Source organism: Methylobacterium sp. 1973, assembly GCF_040545035.1.
Taxonomy (GTDB): Bacteria; Pseudomonadota; Alphaproteobacteria; order Rhizobiales; family Beijerinckiaceae; genus Methylobacterium; species Methylobacterium fujisawaense.
Map to the genome: position 1 here is coordinate 93,367 of NZ_JBEPLA010000016.1, position 17,798 is coordinate 111,164.

The following is a 17,798-nucleotide window of genomic DNA, read 5'->3' on the forward strand; positions in this document are numbered from 1 at the left end:
CCGTCCACATCACTTGAGTATTGCGATGAGAGTCACTGTCGAGCGCGCGGCCCTACTCAGGTCGCTCGGCCACGTGCACCGGGTCGTCGAGCGCCGCAACACGATCCCGATCCTGTCGAACGTGCTCCTGCGGGCGGAAGGCTCGGGGCTCCAGCTGCGGGCGACGGATCTCGACATCGAGGTGACCGAGAGCGTGCCGGCCGACGTGGCGGATGCCGGCGCCACCACGGTGCCGGCGCACGTGATCTACGACATCGTGCGCAAGCTCCCCGACGGCGCGCAGGTCTCCCTGGAGACCGGCGGCGAGTCCGGCCAGATGACGATCCGGTCCGGACGCTCGCGCTTCGCCCTCGGCGCCCTGCCGGAGGGCGACTTCCCGGATCTCGCCGCCGGCGAGATGCCGCACGGCTTCGAGATCGCCGCCGCCGACCTGAAGCGGCTGATCGAGAAGACCCAGTTCGCGATCTCCACCGAGGAGACCCGCTACTACCTCAACGGCATCTACCTGCACACGCTGGAGACCGAGGGCGGACCCGTGATGCGGGCCGTGGCCACCGACGGCCACCGGCTCGCCCGCGTCGAGATCCCGGCCCCGCAGGGCAGTGTCGGCATGCCCGGCGTGATCGTGCCCCGCAAGGCGGTCGCCGAGATCCAGAAGCTCCTCGACGACGGCGGCGAGACCGTCGCGGTCGACCTGTCGCCCGCCAAGATCCGCCTGCGCTTCGCGGGTGGCCTGACCCTCATCTCCAAGCTGATCGACGGCACCTTCCCGGATTACCAGCGGGTGATCCCGGCCAACAACGACAAGCGGCTGACCGTGGAGCGCGACGCCTTCGCCAAGGCGGTGGACCGGGTCTCGACGATCTCGTCGGAGCGCGGGCGCGCGGTGAAGCTCGGGCTCGCCGAGGGGCGCCTCGCGCTCTCGGTGAACAACCCGGATTCGGGCAGCGCCACCGAGGAGCTCGATGTCGACTACGAGGCCGCCAACCTCGATATCGGCTTCAACGCCCGCTACCTGCTCGACATCACCGCACAGCTCGAGGGCGACACCGCCCTGTTCAAGCTCGCCGACCCGGGCTCCCCGACCCTGATCCAGGATCGCGAGGGCGCGCCGGCGCTGTACGTGCTGATGCCGATGCGGGTGTGAGTCTGCCGCGGCACGTCCTGGTCCTGCCCTCGTCCTGAGGTGCCGGAGCGTAGCGGAGGCCTCGCAGGAGGTCTTCAGATGGCGACACGGGTTCTGGAGCACTCCTTCGAGGCCCGCCGACGCGGGCACCTCGGGATGCGGTAGTTGGATGGGATGTCAGACAAGAAGGGACGGTTGAGCGCGGTGCGGCTCGACCTCCGGGTTCCCCGATGAGCGATGTCCTCGATCCGCGGGTCGAGCCCAACGGGTCGGATCTGCGCGTCACACGCCTGATCGCCCGTGATTTCCGCAACCACGCCGATCTCGAGCTCACCCCCGGGGCGCGGTTCGTGGCGCTGGTCGGGGAGAACGGCGCGGGCAAGACCAACCTGCTCGAGGCGATCTCGCTGTTCGTGCCGGGAAGGGGCCTGCGCCGGGCGGAATTCGCCGCGATGGCGCGCAACGGCGGTCCGGGGGGCTTCGCCGTGTCCCTCACCCTCGATCGAGAGGGCTCCGAGCACCGACTCGGCACGGGGCTGGAGCCGCCGGGCCCCGACGGGCGGACGAGCCGGCTCTGCCGGATCGACGGCGCCACCGCGGCCTCGCCGGTGGCGTTCAGCGAGTTCCTGCGGGTGGTCTGGCTCACCCCCGACCTCGACGGGCTGTTCCGCGGCGCGGCCGGGGACCGGCGGCGGTTCCTCGACCGTCTCGTGCTGGCCGTCGATGCCGCGCACGGCGCCCGGGTCTCCGCGATGGAGCGGGCCCTGCGCTCGCGCAACCGCCTGCTGGATGAGCGCCCCGACGACGACCGCTGGCTCGACGCGGTGGAGCGGGAGGTCGCCGAGCTGGGCGTCGCCGTGGCCCTCGCCCGGCGCGAGACCGCCGAGCGCCTCGACCGGCTGATCGCCGAGACCCGGGACGACGCGCAGCCCTTCCCCTGGGCCTCCATCCGGCTCGAAGGCGATCTCGACGATCTCGTCGCGGTCTGGCCGGCCATCGAGGCGGAGGACCGCTACCGCCTCGCCCTGCGCAACGGTCGCCACCGGGACCGGGCCGCCGGGCGCACCCTGATCGGGCCGCAGAGCAGCGACCTCGTGGTCCGCCACGGTCCCAAGGACGTGCCCGCGGGCACGGCGTCCACGGGGGAGCAGAAGGCGCTCCTGATCGGGCTCGTCCTCGCCCATGCGCGGCTCGTGCGCGCCATGAGCGGCATCGCCCCGCTGATCCTCCTCGACGAGGTTGCGGCCCATCTCGACCCCCGCCGCCGGGCCGGCCTGTTCGAGGCCCTGGAGGCACTCCCGGGGCAGGTCTGGATGACCGGTGCCGACCCGGACGCCTTCGCCCAGGCCGGCGCACGGACCGAGGTGTTGCGGATCGGGGCCTGAGGCGGCCTCAGGCCGCCCGCACCGTGCTCAGGAAGCGGGCGACCTCCGCCCCGAGATGCTCGGACTGGCGCGACAGCTCGCCCGCCGCGCCCAGCACCTGGGCGGCGGCCGCGCCGGTTTCCTCGGAGGCTCTGGCGACGCCGGTGATGTTGCTGGTCACCTCGTCGGTTCCGGCCGCGGCCTGGGAGACGTTGCGGACGATCTCCTGCGTCGCCGCACCCTGCTCCTCGACGGCCGCCGCGATGGTGGTGGCCACCCCGTCGATCTCGCGGATGCGGCTGGCGATCGTCTCGATGGCCGTGACCGCCTGGCCGGTGACGCCCTGGATCTGTCCGATCTGCTGGCTGATCTCCTCGGTGGCCCGTGCGGTCTGGGCGGCGAGTTCCTTGACCTCGGCGGCGACCACCGCAAAGCCGCGGCCGGCATCCCCCGCGCGGGCCGCCTCGATCGTCGCGTTGAGCGCGAGCAGGTTGGTCTGCCCGGCGATGGTCGAGATCAGCCCGACCATGTCGCCGATGCGGGCCGAGGCTTGGCTCAACGCCTGGACGAGATGCTGCGTCTGATCGGCCTCGCCCACCGCCGACTGGGCGAGCTGGGCCGAGCCGGAAACCTGCCGGCCGATCTCCTGCACCGACGAGCCCAGTTCCTCCGCGGCGGCCGCCACGGTCTGGACATTGGCGGAAGCTTCCTCGGCGGCGGCGGCCACGGTGGTGGACTGGCTGGCCGTCTCGGTGGCGCTGGCCGTCATGGTCTGGGCGGTGGCCTGGAGTTCGGTGGCCGAGGACGAGACCATCCCGACGATGCTGCCGATCGCCCGCTCGAACCCGTCCGCCAGCTCCAGCATGGTGCGCCTGCGCTCGGCGGCCGCGGCCTCGTCGGCAAGCCGCTTGACCTCGGCCTCCTCGGCGGCCTTGCGGGCGACCATGGCCTTGATGCCCTCCACCGCCTTGCCGACGGCGCCGACCTCGTCCTTGCGCGCCGCCTCCTTGATCTCGGCGTCGATCTCGCCCTGCGCCATGCGCTGCAGGACCATGACCAAACGATCGAGCGGGCGAGTGATGCCGACCGTCGCGACGAACACGGCCGCGATCAGTCCGGCGAGCAGCCCGAGGGCGCTGACGGTCATCAGGGCGCGGCGGGTGTCGTTGGTCTGGTCGGTCAGGTCGTCCGAGCCCTTCGCCATGTAAGCGCTGATGTCTTCGGCGAGCTTGTTGCCGTCCGCGAGCATGCCGGAGAAGACCGGGTCGATCGCCGAGTGGACCAGCGCGATGGCTTGGTCGTTCTGGTTGGAGGTGCCGAGCCGGCGAACCTCGCTGACGTCCCGGATGTAGCGCTCCATGCGTGCCGCCTGCTCGTCGATGCGCGCCGCGAAGCTCGGTGCGTGCGACCGGAAGACCGGCAGCAGTGTCTTCACCTCAGGCAGGACGGCCTCGAAGCCCTTGTTGGCATTCTGCATCTGGGACGGCTCGGTCTCCGCTATGACCCGGTACACGTAGTAATTGAGCTCGATCATCAGGCGGTTGAGCCGACGCGCCTCGGCGACGGCGGCCGCCTCGTTGACGATGAAGTGGCTGTACCCGTCGTCGATCTTGGTCATCTGTGACTGTGCATACCAGATGCATCCGCCGACGATCGTCACGATCAGGGTAATCACGGCCACCAGTTTCGGCAGAACCTTGATGTTGGACAAGCGTAACATGGCGGTCGTGCACCCGATCGGTCTGGTTGGTCTGTGAAAGATTCGATCCTAGAGCAATTGTAAGCAACAGATGTAAAAAATCTATTAATATGGCGATCTTACCAAGATATAAAGGCGGAAGACATGAGATATAAACTTTCTCGACAGCGATGTGGTCGAATATCACTAATCTTTGACCGAATAGAACCTCGCGAAAGACAAATTCAAAGCGAATTGGCTGGCCGATCATGAGAACCTGCGGTCGAAAAGCCCGGACGATGTCCTGCCGGTTTCCCCACCTCCGGTGACGCCGACCCTCCGAGGGTGCGGCGCCGGACACCATCGGGGCCGCGGATCTGCAGTCGGGGCCGGCCCTTTTCGGCACGTGGGTCGGGCGCCACATAGGAGGCCCGGCGCGCCGCCCGCCCGCTCACGGAACCCACAGCATATGTCCAAGCCCGTCCACGCCATGATCCGCGTCCTCGAGGAGGAGCGCGCGCGCGACTACTATGCCCGCGCCTTCGGCCTGGAGGTCTCCGACCGGTTCGACTTCCCGGACTTCACCCTCGTCTACATGCGGGATCCGGCCTCGCCGTTCGAGCTGGAGCTCACGGTGAACAAGGGCCGCGACAAGCCCTACGATCTCGGCGACGGCTACGGGCACATCGCCTTCGTGGTCGACGACGTGGAGGCCGAGCACGCCCGGCACCGGCGCGAAGGCTTCACGGCCACCGACGTCAAGACGCTCAAACACGGGGATGACGTGCTGGCGCGGTTCTTCTTCGCCACCGATCCGGACGGCTACAAGATCGAGGTCATCCAGCGCGGCGGCCGCTTCCTCTGACCGGTCCCGTGCACCCCGCCCTCCCCGACACGCATCCGAGATCCATGCAGGACAAGACCCGCATCGTCTGCATCCGCCACGGGCAATCCACGTTCAACGCCGCGCACAGGCATGGGGGCGGCGATCCCGGCCTCCTCGACGCGCGCCTGACCGAGCTGGGCCACGCCCAGGCCCGGGCCGCGCGGGACCGGCTCCGGTCGGTCCCCTTCGATCTGGTGGTGGTCTCGCCCCTGACCCGGGCGATCGAGACCGCCGCGATCCTGTTCGGCGACCATCCGCGCCGGCCGCGCGTCCTCGTCGAGGTGCTGCACCGGGAATGCCAGGAGAGCAGCTGCGACGTCGGCCGGGCGGCCTCGGAGATCGCCGCGGAGTTTCCGCACCTCGATGTCGGGCACCTGCCGGAGGTCTGGTGGCATGCGGAGCCGGGCTGCGAGGTCGGCGGCTACCCGGTGGAGCCGCGTCCCCTGTTCGACGCCCGGGTCGCGGCGTTCCGCGACTGGCTGCGGGCCCGGCCGGAAGCCACCATCGCGGTGGTCGGGCACGGTACGTTCTTCTACCACCTCACCGGCACGTTCCTGGAGAATTGCGGCTCCATCGAGCTGGATCTCGATGCGGCGCCCGCGGCGGCCTGATCAGGCCAGCGCCCCGGTCCGCGCGGCGTCCATGCGCTGACGGGCGCCGACGAGCGCGATCTCCGGAGCCTGTCGGCCGACGGCAAGCGCCTCGTCGAGGATCGCGCAGGCCTGGCTCCAGGTCCCGGCCACGAAGGGCGCGGCGCCTTCGGCCACCTCCGCGGCGCAGCGTGCATCCGTGCCCGCGCGTTGTGCCGCCGTCGCGGTGCGGGACACCGCCGCGGTGAGCGCGCCCTCGCGCCAGCGCCGCGCCTCGGCCGCCGCCTGCGAACGCGCCCCGCCCCGCCACGCGGCCGCGTTCGCCGCCGCCAGGGCCGCGGGCCAGTCCGGCGCGCCGATGCAGGCCTTCGCGTCCTCGACCATGCCGGCGACGGCGCAGAGCGGCGCCAGGATGCGGCGGACACTCTCCAGCGCCAGCGTCCGGGTGCGGGCGGCCTCGATCTCCGGAGCGTCGGCGCTGCCCGACAGCCGCAGCACGAAGGCCATCAGCTGGGGGCGCGCCTCGTCCGGCATGGTGTCGTTGAGCCCGAGGGCGTAGGCGGCGACCGGCCTGGAGAAGCAGGGCGGGCAATCGGCGCTGGAGCGGATCGCCCGGTAGGGCAGGCCCGCGGCCACGATCGCGGCCTCGTTGATGCAGGTCCCGCCGTCCGGGCCGGGGAAGGGATGCGATCCGGCGAGCAGACGCCAGTTCAGGATCGTCTCGAAATCGGGATGCATCAGCGCGCGCTCCGTCTCGGGTGCACAGCGTGGCACGCCGCGCCCCGGATGGCGAGGCCCTTCAGCCGCCGAGCCCGGGCGCGAGGCCGGAGAGCATGGCGGCTCCCAGAACCAGCACGAAGGCGGCGGCGACGAGTTCGAGGCCGCCGAGCGCCAGGAGGCCCGCCTGTCCCCGGCCGCCGGCGAGGCGCAGGGCCGCCCGCTTGGCGAAGACCGCGAGGCAGGCCAGCGCCGTCGTGGTCAGGGCGGTGCCGAGGGCCATCGCCAGAACCGCCAGCACGCCCGCCCCGGGCACGCCCTGCGACACCGCGAAGACCAGGACCAGAACCGCGCCGGCGCAGGGGCGCGTGCCCGCCGCCAGCACCACCCCGGCCCGCTCGCGCCACGTGTCGAGGGTGTCGAGGGCCTGCGGCCCGGGCAGGTGGTTGCAGCCCGGGCCGCAGCCCGCACCGAGGGTCGCGAGGCGTCCGGCCTTGCGCCACGTCAGCACCAGCCCGATCAGGGCGACGAGGGCGAAGCTCACGGTCTCGATCAGGGTGCCGGCCCGGGTGATGCTCGCCGCCGTGGCGTTGAGGACCAGGGTGCCGAGGCCGACGATCGCCCCGGCCATGCAGGCCTGGAGCAGCGCGGCGCAGAGGCTCAGCGCGGCGCCGCGCCGGAGCGCCCGCTCCCCCGCCAGGATGTAGCCGGCGATCACCGCCTTGCCGTGGCCGGGACCGGCGGCATGGAACACGCCGTACGCGAAGGCGAGGCCGACCAGCGGGCCCCAGCTGCCGCCGCCCCGCAGCGCGCCGACCGCCGCGTTCAGGCTGCGGGAAAAGCTCGCCTGCAGTGCCAGGATCACCCCGCCGATCCCCGTGGCGGACGGGGCAGCCTCCCGAAAGCCGATCCCGAAGGGCGAGCGCGGCGGCGGCGCGGAGAGGCCGGGCGCGACGAGCCACGCGATCCCGGCCGCCAGGAGCGCGGCCAGCCCGATGGCCAGCGCCATGAGGCCGAGCCTCAGTCCCAGCCGTCCCGCCCCGGCGGGGGCGACGATCCCGATCCCTACGGACATGCCACGAGAACCCGGCTGGCGAACTGCACCCCGTAGGTTGAGGCGGCGGTGAGCGCCTCGAAGAAGGCCTCGGTCATCCCCGGGGATCCGGCATCGGCCGTCTTCGGCTGCTCGGTCTTCGGGCGGGTCACCGTGGCGGCGCAGCCCTGCGGCGCTCCCGCGAGGGTCGCGGCGTCGGTCCCCTCGGCGAACGAGAAGGCGACGAAATAGGTCGGGTCGTAGACCTCCAGCGCAGCCACGCCCCGCCCCTGCTGGACCGGCGTCTTCAGGGGCAGCAGGAAGGTCATGACCAGCGCCTTGTCCTCCATATGGGCTGCCGGCTCCTTCGGATCGCTGAAGGCCTGCTCCTTGCCGCCGACCTTCAGCTTCGTGAAGTAGCCGAACTCGGCGAGGTTGGCGGTGTTCTCGGCCGCGAGCCCGGCAAGCTCCTCCGGGCTGAGCTTGCCGTCCTTGTTGGTGTCGAGGCCCTGGGTCACGAAGGCCGTGTATTCGGGGTCGAAGCTCCACGTGTCGCGGACGCCCACGAGCTTTCCGCCCTCGTAGACGAGCTGCGCCTTGGCGGTGACCCAGACGTGGGGATGGGCGGAAGCGCCCGAGGCGGCGCAGGCGAGGGCGGCGGCCAGCACCAGGGCGAGCGGTTTCGGGCAGTGCGCGGCGATCAGCATGGAAGGAGGCACGCTCGCGGCGGGAGGAACACGGTCAGGCCGGATCTTCCTCGCGTGCCGGTTGGGCGAAAGCGAGGCGCCGCCCCGTCGCGTGCGACGCTCACTCGCCCCCGTCGAGCCCCATCAATTGGAAGCTCACCCGCAGGTCGTTCGACATCGGGATGTCGAGGCGCTCGCCGTTGGGCAGGCGCTTGAGGAACCAGCGCTCGTAGGTCCAGCGCAGCGCCCGGCTTTCGGCGAGGCGCGTGAAGGTCTGCTGCACGATGCCGGCGAACTCCGGGTCGTCCTTGCGGAACATGATGCCGTAGGGCTCGTAGGAGAGCTTGTCGGGGAGCACCGTGTAGTTCGCCCCGTCCCGCGCGTCCGTCGCGATCAGCCCGTAGAGCAGCACGTCGTCGGTGGCGAAGGCGTCGGCCTTTCCGGCCTTCACCAAGGCGTAGGACGCGGCATGGTCGGGCGCCGTCACCACCTGCGCGTCGATCTTCAGCCGGGCGAGCAGGTCGCGCACGGCCTTCTCGTTGGTTGTGCCGGCCGTCACCACCACGGTCTTGCCGCCGAGATCCCGATAGGAGGCGACGCCCGAGCCCCGCTTCACCAGCAGCTGCGTCGCGCTGATGTAATCCACCGGCGAGAAGGCGACCTGCCTGCGGCGCTCGGCATTGGCGGTGGTCGAGCCGCATTCGAGGTCGATCTTGCCGGAGGTGAGCGCCGGGATGCGCGTCTCGGCGGTGACGGGCTCGTAGCGGATCCTCACCGGCCGGCCGATCGCCGCCTGGACGTCGTCGGCGATCTCGCCGCAGAGGTCGATGGCGTAGCCGATCGCCCGGGGGCTGCCGTCCGGCCGCTTGCCTTCCACGAAGGAGAACGGCACCGAACTCTCCCGGTAGCCGAGCACGATCTCCCCGCGCTCGGCGACGCTCCTGAGCGTGCCGGTGAGCACCTCGACGGCGGCTGCGGGCGACACGCCCGCCAGCGCCAGCGCCAGAACCGCGATGAGCCGCATCGTCATCACAGAGCCTCCCAGGCGCACCGCACAAGCCACACCGCACGGGAGAGTGCCAGCGCCCGGCCCCTCCCATCCATCCCCCATCCAGAGGTGCCGAAGCGCAGCGGAAGCCTCGAAGCAGCCTTCCGGTCAGCGCCGCGATCCCTGGCGTCCTCCTCCGAGGCCCGCAGACGCGGTCGCCTCAGGATGAGGAGGATGGGTTCGACAGCCGCCCTGCACCCGACATCCCGGCGGGTGCAGATCCCGTAAAACCGGCCCCTACTCTGCCGGCGAGGCCACGGTGCCGACATGGTCGAGGCGCTGGTCGGTGGTGGTGAGCTGCCCCTCCCACTTGGCGACCGCCACGGTGGCGACGCTGTTGCCCAGCACGTTGGTGGCCGAGCGCCCCATGTCCAGGAACTGGTCGATGCCGATGATCAGCAGCAGCCCGGCCTCCGGGATGTTGAAGTGCGCCAGCGTCGCCGAGATGACCACCAGCGAGGCGCGCGGCACGCCGGCCATGCCCTTCGACGTCACCATCAGCAGCAGCAGCATCGTGAGCTGCTGACCCCAGCTCAACGGGATGTTGTAGGCCTGCGCGATGAACATCACCGCGAAGGTACAGTACATCATCGAGCCGTCGAGGTTGAACGAGTAGCCCATGGGCAGCACGAACGACGTGATGCGGTTCGGCACCCCGAACTTCTCGAGGTTCGTCAGCATCTTCGGGTAGGCCGCCTCGCTCGACGCGGTCGAGAAGGCGAGCACGAAGGGCTCCTTGATCAGGTTGAACAGCCGCATGATGCCGCCGCCCCCGAGCATCAGGAAGCCGACGCCCATGAGCAGCGCCCAGAGCACGGCGAGCCCGATGTAGAACTCCACGAGGAACTTGCCGTAGGTCACGAGCACGCCGATGCCCTGCGTGGTGATCGTCGCCGCGATGGCGGCGAACACCGCCACGGGGGCGAACATCATCACGTAGCCCGTGACCTTGAGCATCACGTCGGCCAGGCCCTCGATGCCCTGCGCGAGGAGGCGCCCCTTCTCGCCGAGGGATGCCAGGCCGACGCCGAAGAAGATCGAGAAGACCACGATCTGCAGAATCTCGTTGTTGGCCATCGCCTCGACGGCGCTCTTCGGCACGAGGTGCGTCACGAATTCCTTGAGCGACAGCGAGGCCGCCTTGAGCCCCGTCCCGGCGCCGGCATCGGGCAGCGGCAGGTTCAGGTTCTGGCCGGGCTGCATCAGGTTGACCATGATCAGGCCGAGCATCAGCGAGCAGAACGAGGCGCCCACGAACCAGAGCAGCGCCTTGCCGCCGACCCGGCCGACCGCAGCGGTGTCCCCGAGATGCGCGATGCCGACCACGAGCGTGGAGAAGACCAGCGGCGCGATGATCATCTTGATCAGCCGCAGGAACACGTCGGAGACCAGCGCGATGTAGCCGGCGATCTCCTTGGCGGTCTGCGGATCGGGCCAAGTGATGCTGCAGGCGTAGCCGACGGCGATTCCGAGGAGCATGCCGACGAAGATCATCGTCGTGAGTCTCGACCCTGCCATCGGTACTGCTCCTCGCCTGAGCCCGGGATGATCGAGCATTTCAATTCGTTAACGTGTCTCAGGAACTGCGCCGCACGCAAGCCCGGCCGGGGCGCGTTACTGGCGTGGTCGACTGTTTTCGCGCGACGCTCGGGCGGCGATGAAACCTGTGGCCGGTGTGCTACGGCTGCGGTACGAGACTTGCCCCGCCGCGCCACCTGCGGTTCCCGTAGGCGGCACGAGAAACCTGCGCGCGCGAGAGTTCATGGACGTCTTCGTACAGCAGTTGATCAACGGGCTGACGCTCGGCTCGATCTATGGCCTGATCGCCATCGGCTACACGATGGTGTTCGGCATCATCGGCATGGTGAACTTCGCTCACGGCGACGTCTTCATGGTCTCCTGCTTCATCGCGCTGATCACCTTCCTGCTGTTGACCGTGTGGCTCGGGGTCAGCTCCATCGCCCTGGCCTTCCTGGTGGTGCTGGTGGTCGCCATGGTGCTCACCGCCCTGTGGGGCTGGGCGATCGAGCGCGTCGCCTACCGGCCGTTGCGCGGCTCGTTCCGGCTGGCGCCGCTAATCTCGGCGATCGGCGTCTCGATCTTCCTGTCGAACTTCGTCCAGGTGGTGCAGGGCGCGCGCAACAAGCCGACGCCGCCGATGCTGTCGGGGGGCATCACCCTGTTCGAGCGGGACGGCTACGCGGTGTTCCTGGCCTGGAAGCAGGTTCTGATCATGGCTGTCACCGCCGTGCTGCTCACGGGCTTCTGGTATCTCGTCCAGCGCACGCCCTTCGGCCGGGCGCAGCGCGCCTGTGAGCAGGACCGCAAGATGGCGGCGTTGCTGGGCATCGACGTCGACCGCACGATCTCCCTGACCTTCGTGCTCGGCGCCGCGCTGGCGGCCGTCGCCGGCGTCCTCTACCTCATGTATTATGGCGTCGTGTCGTTCTCGGACGGGTTCGTGCCCGGCGTGAAGGCCTTCACGGCGGCGGTGCTCGGCGGCATCGGCTCCCTGCCCGGCGCGGTTCTCGGCGGCCTGATCATCGGCCTAATCGAGACCTTCTGGTCCGCCTACTTCTCCATCGAGTACAAGGACGTCGCCGCCTTCTCGATCCTGGCGATTGTCCTGATCTTCATGCCCTCGGGCATCCTGGGCCGGCCCGAGGTCGAGAAAGTCTGATGGCCCGTTCTCAGGCTGCGCTTCCCGACTCCGCGATGGCCGGCATCCTGCGCGACGCCGCCCTGTACGCCCTCGTCACCTTCGGCCTCTGCGTGCCGATCATCGCCTACCGCACCGATCCCGGGCCCGGGACCGAGCTGGTGCTCGTCCCGCGCTGGGGACTGGTGGCGGCGCTCTGCGCGGCGATCTTCGTGGCGCGGCTCGTCCAGCGCCTCGTGCTGCTGCGCCGTGACGCCCGGCGGGCGCTGACCCCCTCCCCGTCCCAGGCCACCGAGGCGGTCCACGGCGAGCCGGATGCGGGCCAGAAGACCTCGAAGGTCGGGCTCTATCTGTTCATCGGCATCGCCCTGACGCTGCCGATGATCGCGGCGGCGGCCACCGGCGGCCTGTCCTCGGCGCGCTACTGGATCGACCTCGGCATCCTGATCCTCACCTACGTGATGCTCGGCTGGGGCCTGAACATCGTGGTCGGCCTCGCCGGTCTCCTCGATCTCGGCTACGTCGCCTTCTACGCGGTCGGTGCCTATTCCTACGCCCTGCTCTCGACCACCTTCGGCCTGTCGTTCTGGGTCTGCCTGCCGCTGGCGGGCCTGTTCGCCGGCCTGTGGGGGATGATCCTCGGCTTTCCCGTGCTGCGCCTGCGCGGCGACTATCTGGCCATCGTCACCCTGGCCTTCGGCGAGATCATCCGCCTCGTCCTGATCAACTGGACCGACGTGACCGGCGGCGGGGCGGGCATCTCGTCGATCCCGCGGGCGACCTTCTTCGGGATCCCGTTCACGGCGGGCGACGACGGGTTCGCGGCGACCTTCGGCATCCCGTACGATTCGATGCACCGGCTGGTCTTCCTGTACTACCTGATCCTCGGCCTCGCCCTGATCACGAACTTCGTCACCCTGCGCCTGCGCCGCCTGCCGATCGGGAGGGCCTGGGAGGCGCTGCGCGAGGACGAGATCGCCTGCCGCTCCCTCGGCATCGACACCACCGCCACGAAGCTCACGGCCTTCGCGCTGGGGGCGGCCTTCGGGGGCGTCGCCGGCTCGTTCTTCGCCGTGCGCCAGGGCTTCATCAGCCCGGAGAGCTTCAACTTCCTCGAGAGCGCCATCATCCTGGCGATCGTGGTGCTGGGCGGCATGGGCAGTCAGGTCGGCGTCGCGATCGCCGCGGTGGCGATGGTCGGCGGGCCGGAGATGCTGCGCAACCTCGGCTTCCTGAAGGCCGTGTTCGGCGAGGGGTTCGATCCCAGCGAGTACCGCCTGCTCCTGTTCGGGCTGGCCATGGTGGCCATGATGGTCTGGCGCCCGCGCGGCCTGATCTCGGAGCGCATGCCGTCGGTGTCGCTCGGCGAGCGCCGTGCGGTCTCGGGCGCCCATGTGAGCGAGGGGCACGGCTGATGGCGGCCTCACCCCTCGCCCCCCCGGTGCTCACGGTCGAGCACCTGACCATGCGGTTCGGCGGCCTCACCGCCGTCTCCGACCTGTCCTTCGCGGCGCGGAGCGGCGACATCACCGCCTTGATCGGCCCGAACGGAGCCGGCAAGACCACGGTGTTCAACTGCATCACCGGCTTCTACAAGCCCACCGAGGGCATGCTGACGCTGGCGCATGCCGACGGCACCGCGCACCTGCTGGAGCGGCTGCCCAACCACAAGGTCAACCGCACCGCCCGGGTGGCCCGCACCTTTCAGAACATCCGCCTGTTCCAGGGCATGACGGTGCTGGAGAACCTTCTGGTCGCCCAGCACGCCCCCCTGATGCGCGCCTCGGGCTACACCATCCTGGGCTTGCTCGGCCTCAAGACCTACCGGGACGCGCAGGAGGCCGCGATCGAGCGCGCCAAGGCGTGGCTGACGCGCATCGACCTGATGGCGCGGGCCGACGATCCGGCGGGCGCCCTGCCTTATGGTGCGCAGCGGCGCCTGGAGATCGCCCGGGCGATGTGTACGGACCCGGTCCTGCTCTGCCTCGACGAGCCGGCTGCCGGCCTCAACCCCCGGGAATCGGCCGAGCTGAACGGCCTCCTGCGCCACATCCGGGACGAGCACGACACCTCGGTGCTGCTGATCGAGCACGACATGTCGGTGGTGATGGAGATCTCCGACCACGTGGTCGTGCTGGATTACGGCGTGAAGATCGCCGACGGCTCTCCCGCCGAGGTGCGGGCCGACCCGAAGGTGATCGCCGCCTATCTGGGTGTGGAGGACGAAGAGGTGGAGGCCGTGGAGGCCGAGGTCGGGATCAGCGTGCCGCACGCGGACGAGACCCATACGGGAGCCTCGGCATGAGCGTCGCCGGCATCAACGTCCTGGTCGAGGAGACGCGGGCGATCCAGGCGGGCCGCAAGCCGCCGCTCCTCGCGGTGCGCGACGTCTCGACCTATTACGGCAGCGTCGCCGCCCTGCGCGGCGTCGATCTCGACGTCGCCGAGGGCGAGATCGTCACGCTGATCGGCGCCAACGGCGCCGGCAAGTCGACCCTGATGATGACGATCTTCGGCAGCCCCCAGGCGCGCTCGGGGACGATCACCTATGACGGGCGCGACATCACCCGGATGCCGACGCATGCCATCGCCCGGCTCGGCATCGCCCAGTCGCCGGAGGGCCGCCGGGTCTTCCCGCGCATGACGGTCTACGAGAATCTCCAGATGGGCGCCGCCCTCCATGACGGGCGCTTCTTCGCCGAGGATCTGGAGAAGGTCTGCACCCTGTTCCCGCGGGTCAAGGAGCGCCTGAACCAGCGTGCCGGCACCATGTCGGGCGGCGAGCAGCAGATGCTGGCCATCGCCCGGGCGCTGATGAGCCGCCCGCGCCTGCTGCTCCTCGACGAGCCGTCGCTGGGCCTCGCGCCGCTGGTGGTGAAGGGCATCTTCGACGCGATCCGGGAACTCAACCGGACCGAGGGTATGACGATCTTCCTCGTCGAGCAGAATGCCTACCACGCCCTCAAGCTCGCCCATCGCGGCTACGTGCTGGTCAACGGTCGGGTCACCATGAGCGGCACCGGCCGCGCGCTGCTCGACGACCCGAACGTCAAGGCCGCCTATCTGGAAGGGGGCCATGCCGGCCCGGTCGGGGCATGAGCGCGCTGCAGGGAATCCTCTACGAGGAGCCGTCGGCCTGGCTGTTCCTGCTCGTCACCGTGGTGATGGGCGGCTGGGCCGGCTGGATGGCGGCCCGCGGCATCGCCCGGGGTTGGCGGCCGTTCTGGCACTGCGCACTGGCGCTGCTTCTGGTGGCGGCTGCCGTGCGCTTCATCCACTACGCCCTGTTTTCGGGCACGCTGCTCTCGCTGCACTACTATGCGGTCGACGCGGTGGTCGTCATGATCATCGGCGCGGCGGGCTTCCGCTACACGCGGACGCGCCAGATGACGAGCCAGTACCGCTGGCTCTACGAGAAGACCTCACCGCTGACATGGCGCGCACGGGCGCCCGAAGCGGACGAGGTCCGATGAGTGCGGCCGGATCCGCACGTGCGGTCCTGACACTTAGGGGTAGTACGCGATGAGATCGATTCTGCTGGCCGGGCTCGCCCTCGGCGCGATGGTGGCGGCCGCCCAGGCCGCCGAGGTCAAGCTCGGCGTCGCCGCGCCGATCACCGGCAACAGCGCCGCCATCGGCGCGCAGCTCAAGAACGGCGCGAGCCAGGCGGTCGAGGACCTGAACAAGGCCGGCACCCTCAAGGGCACGACGCTCACCGTCACGGTGGGCGACGACGCCTCGGACCCGAAGCAGGGCGTCTCGGTGGCCAACAAGTTCGCCAGTGAAGGCGTGAAGATGGTCGTCGGCGACTACAATTCCGGCGTGTCGATCCCGGCCTCCGACGTCTACCTCGACGCCGGCATCATCCAGGTCACGCCGGCCTCCACGAACGTGAAGTTCACCGAGCGCGGCATGTGGAACACGTTCCGCACCTGCGGCCGCGACGATCAGCAGGGCGCGGTGGCGGGCAATTACCTGGCCGAGAAGTTCAAGGGCAAGAAGATCGCCTTCGTCCACGACAAGACGCCCTACGGCAAGGGGCTGGCCGACGAGACCCTGAAGGCGCTCAAGGCCAAAGGCGGCAAGGAGGTGCTGTACGAGGGCATCAACCCGGGTGAGAAGGACTACTCTGCGCTCGTCTCCAAGCTGAAGTCGGCCAATGTCGATGTGGTCTATTTCGGCGGCTACTACACCGAGGCCGGCCTGATCCTGCGCCAGATGCGCGATCAGGGCCTGAAGGCGCCGATGATGGGCGGCGACGGCATGGTCGATCGCGAGCTCGTGGCGATCGCCGGTCCCGCCGCCGAGGGCACGCTGACCACCTTCCCGCCGGACGCCCGCAAGAACCCGAACGCCAAGGCGGCGCTGGCCGCGTTCAAGGCCAAGAACATCGATCCGGAGGGCTACACGCTCTACTCGTACGCGGCCGTGCAGGTCCTGGCCAAGGCGATGGCCGAGACCGGCTCCAGCGACGGCAAGAAGCTGGCCGACTGGCTGCACCAGGGCAAGCCGGTGGACACGGTGGTCGGGCCGATCGCCTACGACAAGAAGGGCGACATCACCCGGCCCGACTACGTCATGTACGAATGGAAGAAGGGGCCGGACGGCAAGATCGACTACAGCGGCAATGAGCTGACGAAGTAAGCCGCGGCCACGAACCGGGTTTCCAGTCCGACGCCGTCTCCCGATACCGCGGGGGGCGGCGTCGTCGTTTTCTATGCCGTGGATTCGTCAGCTTTCCGGGCGGATCCGTCCTCCGCACCGCGTGCGTACGCCTAAGAAGTGTGCATGATGCCGCCGGCGCGAGCGTGAGGCCGGCTCAGCGCTTGGGAGGAGGCCATGGGGACGGCAGGGACCGCGTCTGCAGACGTGCGCAGCAGCTTGGCCGCGACGTGTCCGTACTCAGCCGCAGGCCTGCGCGGCACGACAGCCCTTCTCCCGGCACCATCATTGCAAAGGCGTCGCCCGAGCGGGCGGGCCCGCGTACCCCGCCGCCGGCCGACACGATTCGGCCCGATCCAGGAGTTCCGTACCGATGCAGTCTGATATCGCTCGCCGCGGCCTTGCCGCGGCGCTGGGCCTGACCCTCGCCCTTGCTCCGATGAGCCTGCGGGCGGAGGAGCTGACCGGCACCCTCAAGAAGGTGAAGGACGCCAACGCCATCGTCATCGGCTATCGCGATGCCTCCGTCCCGTTCTCCTATCTCGGCGGCGACCAGAAGCCGGTCGGCTACGCGATGGACATCTGCTACAAGATCGCCGACGCCGTGAAGGCCAAGCTCAACCTCCCGAACCTCGAGGTGAAGCTCAACCCGGTGACCTCCGCCACCCGCATCCCGCTGATGGCGAACGGCACGATCGATCTCGAGTGCGGCTCGACGACCAACAACGCCGAGCGCGAGAAGCAGGTGTGGTTCACCAACTCGCACTTCCTGACCGCGACCCGCTATGTCTCGAAGAAGTCGGCCAACCTGCACACGATCGAGGACCTGAAGGGCAAGACCGTCGTGTCGACCTCGGGCACCACGAACATCAAGCAGATCAACGAGGCCAACACGGAGCGCAAGCTCGGCCTGACGATCCTGCCGGCCAAGGACCACGCCGAGGCGTTCCTGATGGTCGAGACCGGCCGCGCCGCCGCCTTCGTGATGGACGACGTGCTGCTCGCCTCGCTCGCCGCCTCCTCGAAGGACCCGTCCGCCTACGAGATCTCCACCGAGGCCCTGTCGAAGCCTGAGCCCTACGGCATCATGCTCCGCAAGGACGACACGGAGTTCAAGAAGGTCGCGGACGACGCCACCGCCAAGCTCTACACGAGCCCCGAGGGCAAGGCGCTCTACGACAAGTGGTTCACGAAGCCGATCCCGCCGCGCAACATCAACCTCAACCTGCCGATGAGCGCGGAGATGAAGAAGCAGTTCACGACCCCGATCTCGAGCCCCGACCCGGCGGCCTACTGAGATCCGTTCGGTTCGCTTTCATGCCATGATGCGCACCGCGGGCTCCCGCCCG

17 protein-coding genes are annotated in these 17,798 nt (G+C 69.6%); 11 read left to right on the plus strand and 6 right to left on the minus strand.

Going from position 1 to position 17,798, the window contains the following annotated elements; genetic code table 11:
* Positions 1-25: 25 nt before the first annotated feature.
* A complete protein-coding gene (dnaN, locus tag ABIC70_RS24560) occupies positions 26-1,147 on the plus strand; it encodes a DNA polymerase III subunit beta (RefSeq protein ID WP_043384901.1) in 1,122 nt (373 codons plus the stop codon).
* Positions 1,148-1,356: 209 nt separating this feature from the next.
* Positions 1,357-2,511, plus strand: coding sequence for a DNA replication/repair protein RecF (recF, locus tag ABIC70_RS24565; protein ID WP_051045120.1), 1,155 nt, complete (start codon positions 1,357-1,359; stop codon positions 2,509-2,511).
* A gap of 7 nt (positions 2,512-2,518) precedes the next feature.
* On the opposite strand, the gene ABIC70_RS24570 is transcribed toward recF, so the two are convergent.
* Entirely contained in the window at positions 2,519-4,210 is a 1,692-nt protein-coding gene (locus ABIC70_RS24570; protein WP_179696644.1) for a methyl-accepting chemotaxis protein, read from the minus strand.
* A gap of 427 nt (positions 4,211-4,637) precedes the next feature.
* Between ABIC70_RS24570 and ABIC70_RS24575 the strand changes: the two genes are divergently transcribed.
* Positions 4,638-5,033 carry a VOC family protein gene (locus ABIC70_RS24575; protein WP_043384907.1) on the plus strand — a complete coding sequence of 132 codons (396 nt, stop codon included), beginning with the start codon at positions 4,638-4,640 and terminating at the stop codon, positions 5,031-5,033.
* Positions 5,034-5,077: 44 nt separating this feature from the next.
* Positions 5,078-5,665, plus strand: a complete 588-nt coding sequence (locus ABIC70_RS24580; protein WP_043357706.1) for a histidine phosphatase family protein — start codon at positions 5,078-5,080, stop codon at positions 5,663-5,665.
* Here ABIC70_RS24580 and ABIC70_RS24585 read toward each other — a convergent pair whose 3' ends face one another.
* The 5 genes from ABIC70_RS24585 to ABIC70_RS24605 all read right to left on the minus strand — a co-directional run bounded on the left by ABIC70_RS24585 (position 5,666) and on the right by ABIC70_RS24605 (position 10,646).
* The gene (locus tag ABIC70_RS24585) at positions 5,666-6,382 is read right to left on the minus strand and encodes a hypothetical protein (RefSeq protein WP_354441655.1); all 717 of its coding nucleotides are present in this window, start codon (positions 6,380-6,382) and stop codon (positions 5,666-5,668) included.
* 61 nt (positions 6,383-6,443) lie between these two features.
* Complete coding sequence (locus ABIC70_RS24590) at positions 6,444-7,436, minus strand: nickel/cobalt transporter (RefSeq protein ID WP_043384916.1); 993 nt, start codon at positions 7,434-7,436, stop codon at positions 6,444-6,446.
* The gene (locus ABIC70_RS24595) at positions 7,427-8,101 is read right to left on the minus strand and encodes a DUF1007 family protein (RefSeq protein ID WP_053608340.1); all 675 of its coding nucleotides are present in this window, start codon (positions 8,099-8,101) and stop codon (positions 7,427-7,429) included. The genes ABIC70_RS24590 and ABIC70_RS24595 overlap by 10 nt, the downstream gene beginning before the upstream one ends.
* A 100-nt stretch (positions 8,102-8,201) precedes the next feature.
* On the minus strand, positions 8,202-9,110 hold the full coding sequence (locus tag ABIC70_RS24600) for an amino acid ABC transporter substrate-binding protein (RefSeq protein WP_053608341.1): 909 nt from the start codon (positions 9,108-9,110) through the stop codon (positions 8,202-8,204).
* A gap of 255 nt (positions 9,111-9,365) precedes the next feature.
* Positions 9,366-10,646, minus strand: coding sequence for a dicarboxylate/amino acid:cation symporter (locus tag ABIC70_RS24605; RefSeq protein ID WP_043356732.1), 1,281 nt, complete (start codon positions 10,644-10,646; stop codon positions 9,366-9,368).
* Between the two features lie 244 nt (positions 10,647-10,890).
* Here ABIC70_RS24605 and ABIC70_RS24610 point away from each other — a divergent pair, with 244 nt between their 5' ends.
* The 7 genes from ABIC70_RS24610 (at position 10,891) to ABIC70_RS24640 (ending at position 17,746) form a co-directional block, all read left to right on the plus strand.
* The gene (locus ABIC70_RS24610) at positions 10,891-11,808 is read left to right on the plus strand and encodes a branched-chain amino acid ABC transporter permease (RefSeq protein ID WP_020094234.1); all 918 of its coding nucleotides are present in this window, start codon (positions 10,891-10,893) and stop codon (positions 11,806-11,808) included.
* Complete coding sequence (gene livM / locus ABIC70_RS24615) at positions 11,808-13,202, plus strand: high-affinity branched-chain amino acid ABC transporter permease LivM (protein ID WP_043384925.1); 1,395 nt, start codon at positions 11,808-11,810, stop codon at positions 13,200-13,202. Before ABIC70_RS24610 ends, livM begins: the two co-directional genes overlap by 1 nt.
* Complete coding sequence (locus ABIC70_RS24620; protein ID WP_354441659.1) at positions 13,202-14,092, plus strand: ABC transporter ATP-binding protein; 891 nt, start codon at positions 13,202-13,204, stop codon at positions 14,090-14,092. The genes livM and ABIC70_RS24620 overlap by 1 nt, the downstream gene beginning before the upstream one ends.
* The gene (locus tag ABIC70_RS24625; protein ID WP_043348611.1) at positions 14,089-14,886 is read left to right on the plus strand and encodes an ABC transporter ATP-binding protein; all 798 of its coding nucleotides are present in this window, start codon (positions 14,089-14,091) and stop codon (positions 14,884-14,886) included. The genes ABIC70_RS24620 and ABIC70_RS24625 overlap by 4 nt, the downstream gene beginning before the upstream one ends.
* A 5-nt stretch (positions 14,887-14,891) precedes the next feature.
* Complete coding sequence (locus ABIC70_RS24630) at positions 14,892-15,260, plus strand: DUF6867 family protein (RefSeq protein WP_043348619.1); 369 nt, start codon at positions 14,892-14,894, stop codon at positions 15,258-15,260.
* A 49-nt stretch (positions 15,261-15,309) separates the two neighbouring features.
* Positions 15,310-16,431 (plus strand): branched-chain amino acid ABC transporter substrate-binding protein, encoded by a 1,122-nt coding sequence (locus ABIC70_RS24635; RefSeq protein WP_354441662.1) that lies wholly within the window; start codon positions 15,310-15,312, stop codon positions 16,429-16,431.
* A 391-nt stretch (positions 16,432-16,822) separates the two neighbouring features.
* Complete coding sequence (locus ABIC70_RS24640; protein WP_043384931.1) at positions 16,823-17,746, plus strand: amino acid ABC transporter substrate-binding protein; 924 nt, start codon at positions 16,823-16,825, stop codon at positions 17,744-17,746.
* The last annotated feature ends 52 nt before the right edge of the window (positions 17,747-17,798 follow it).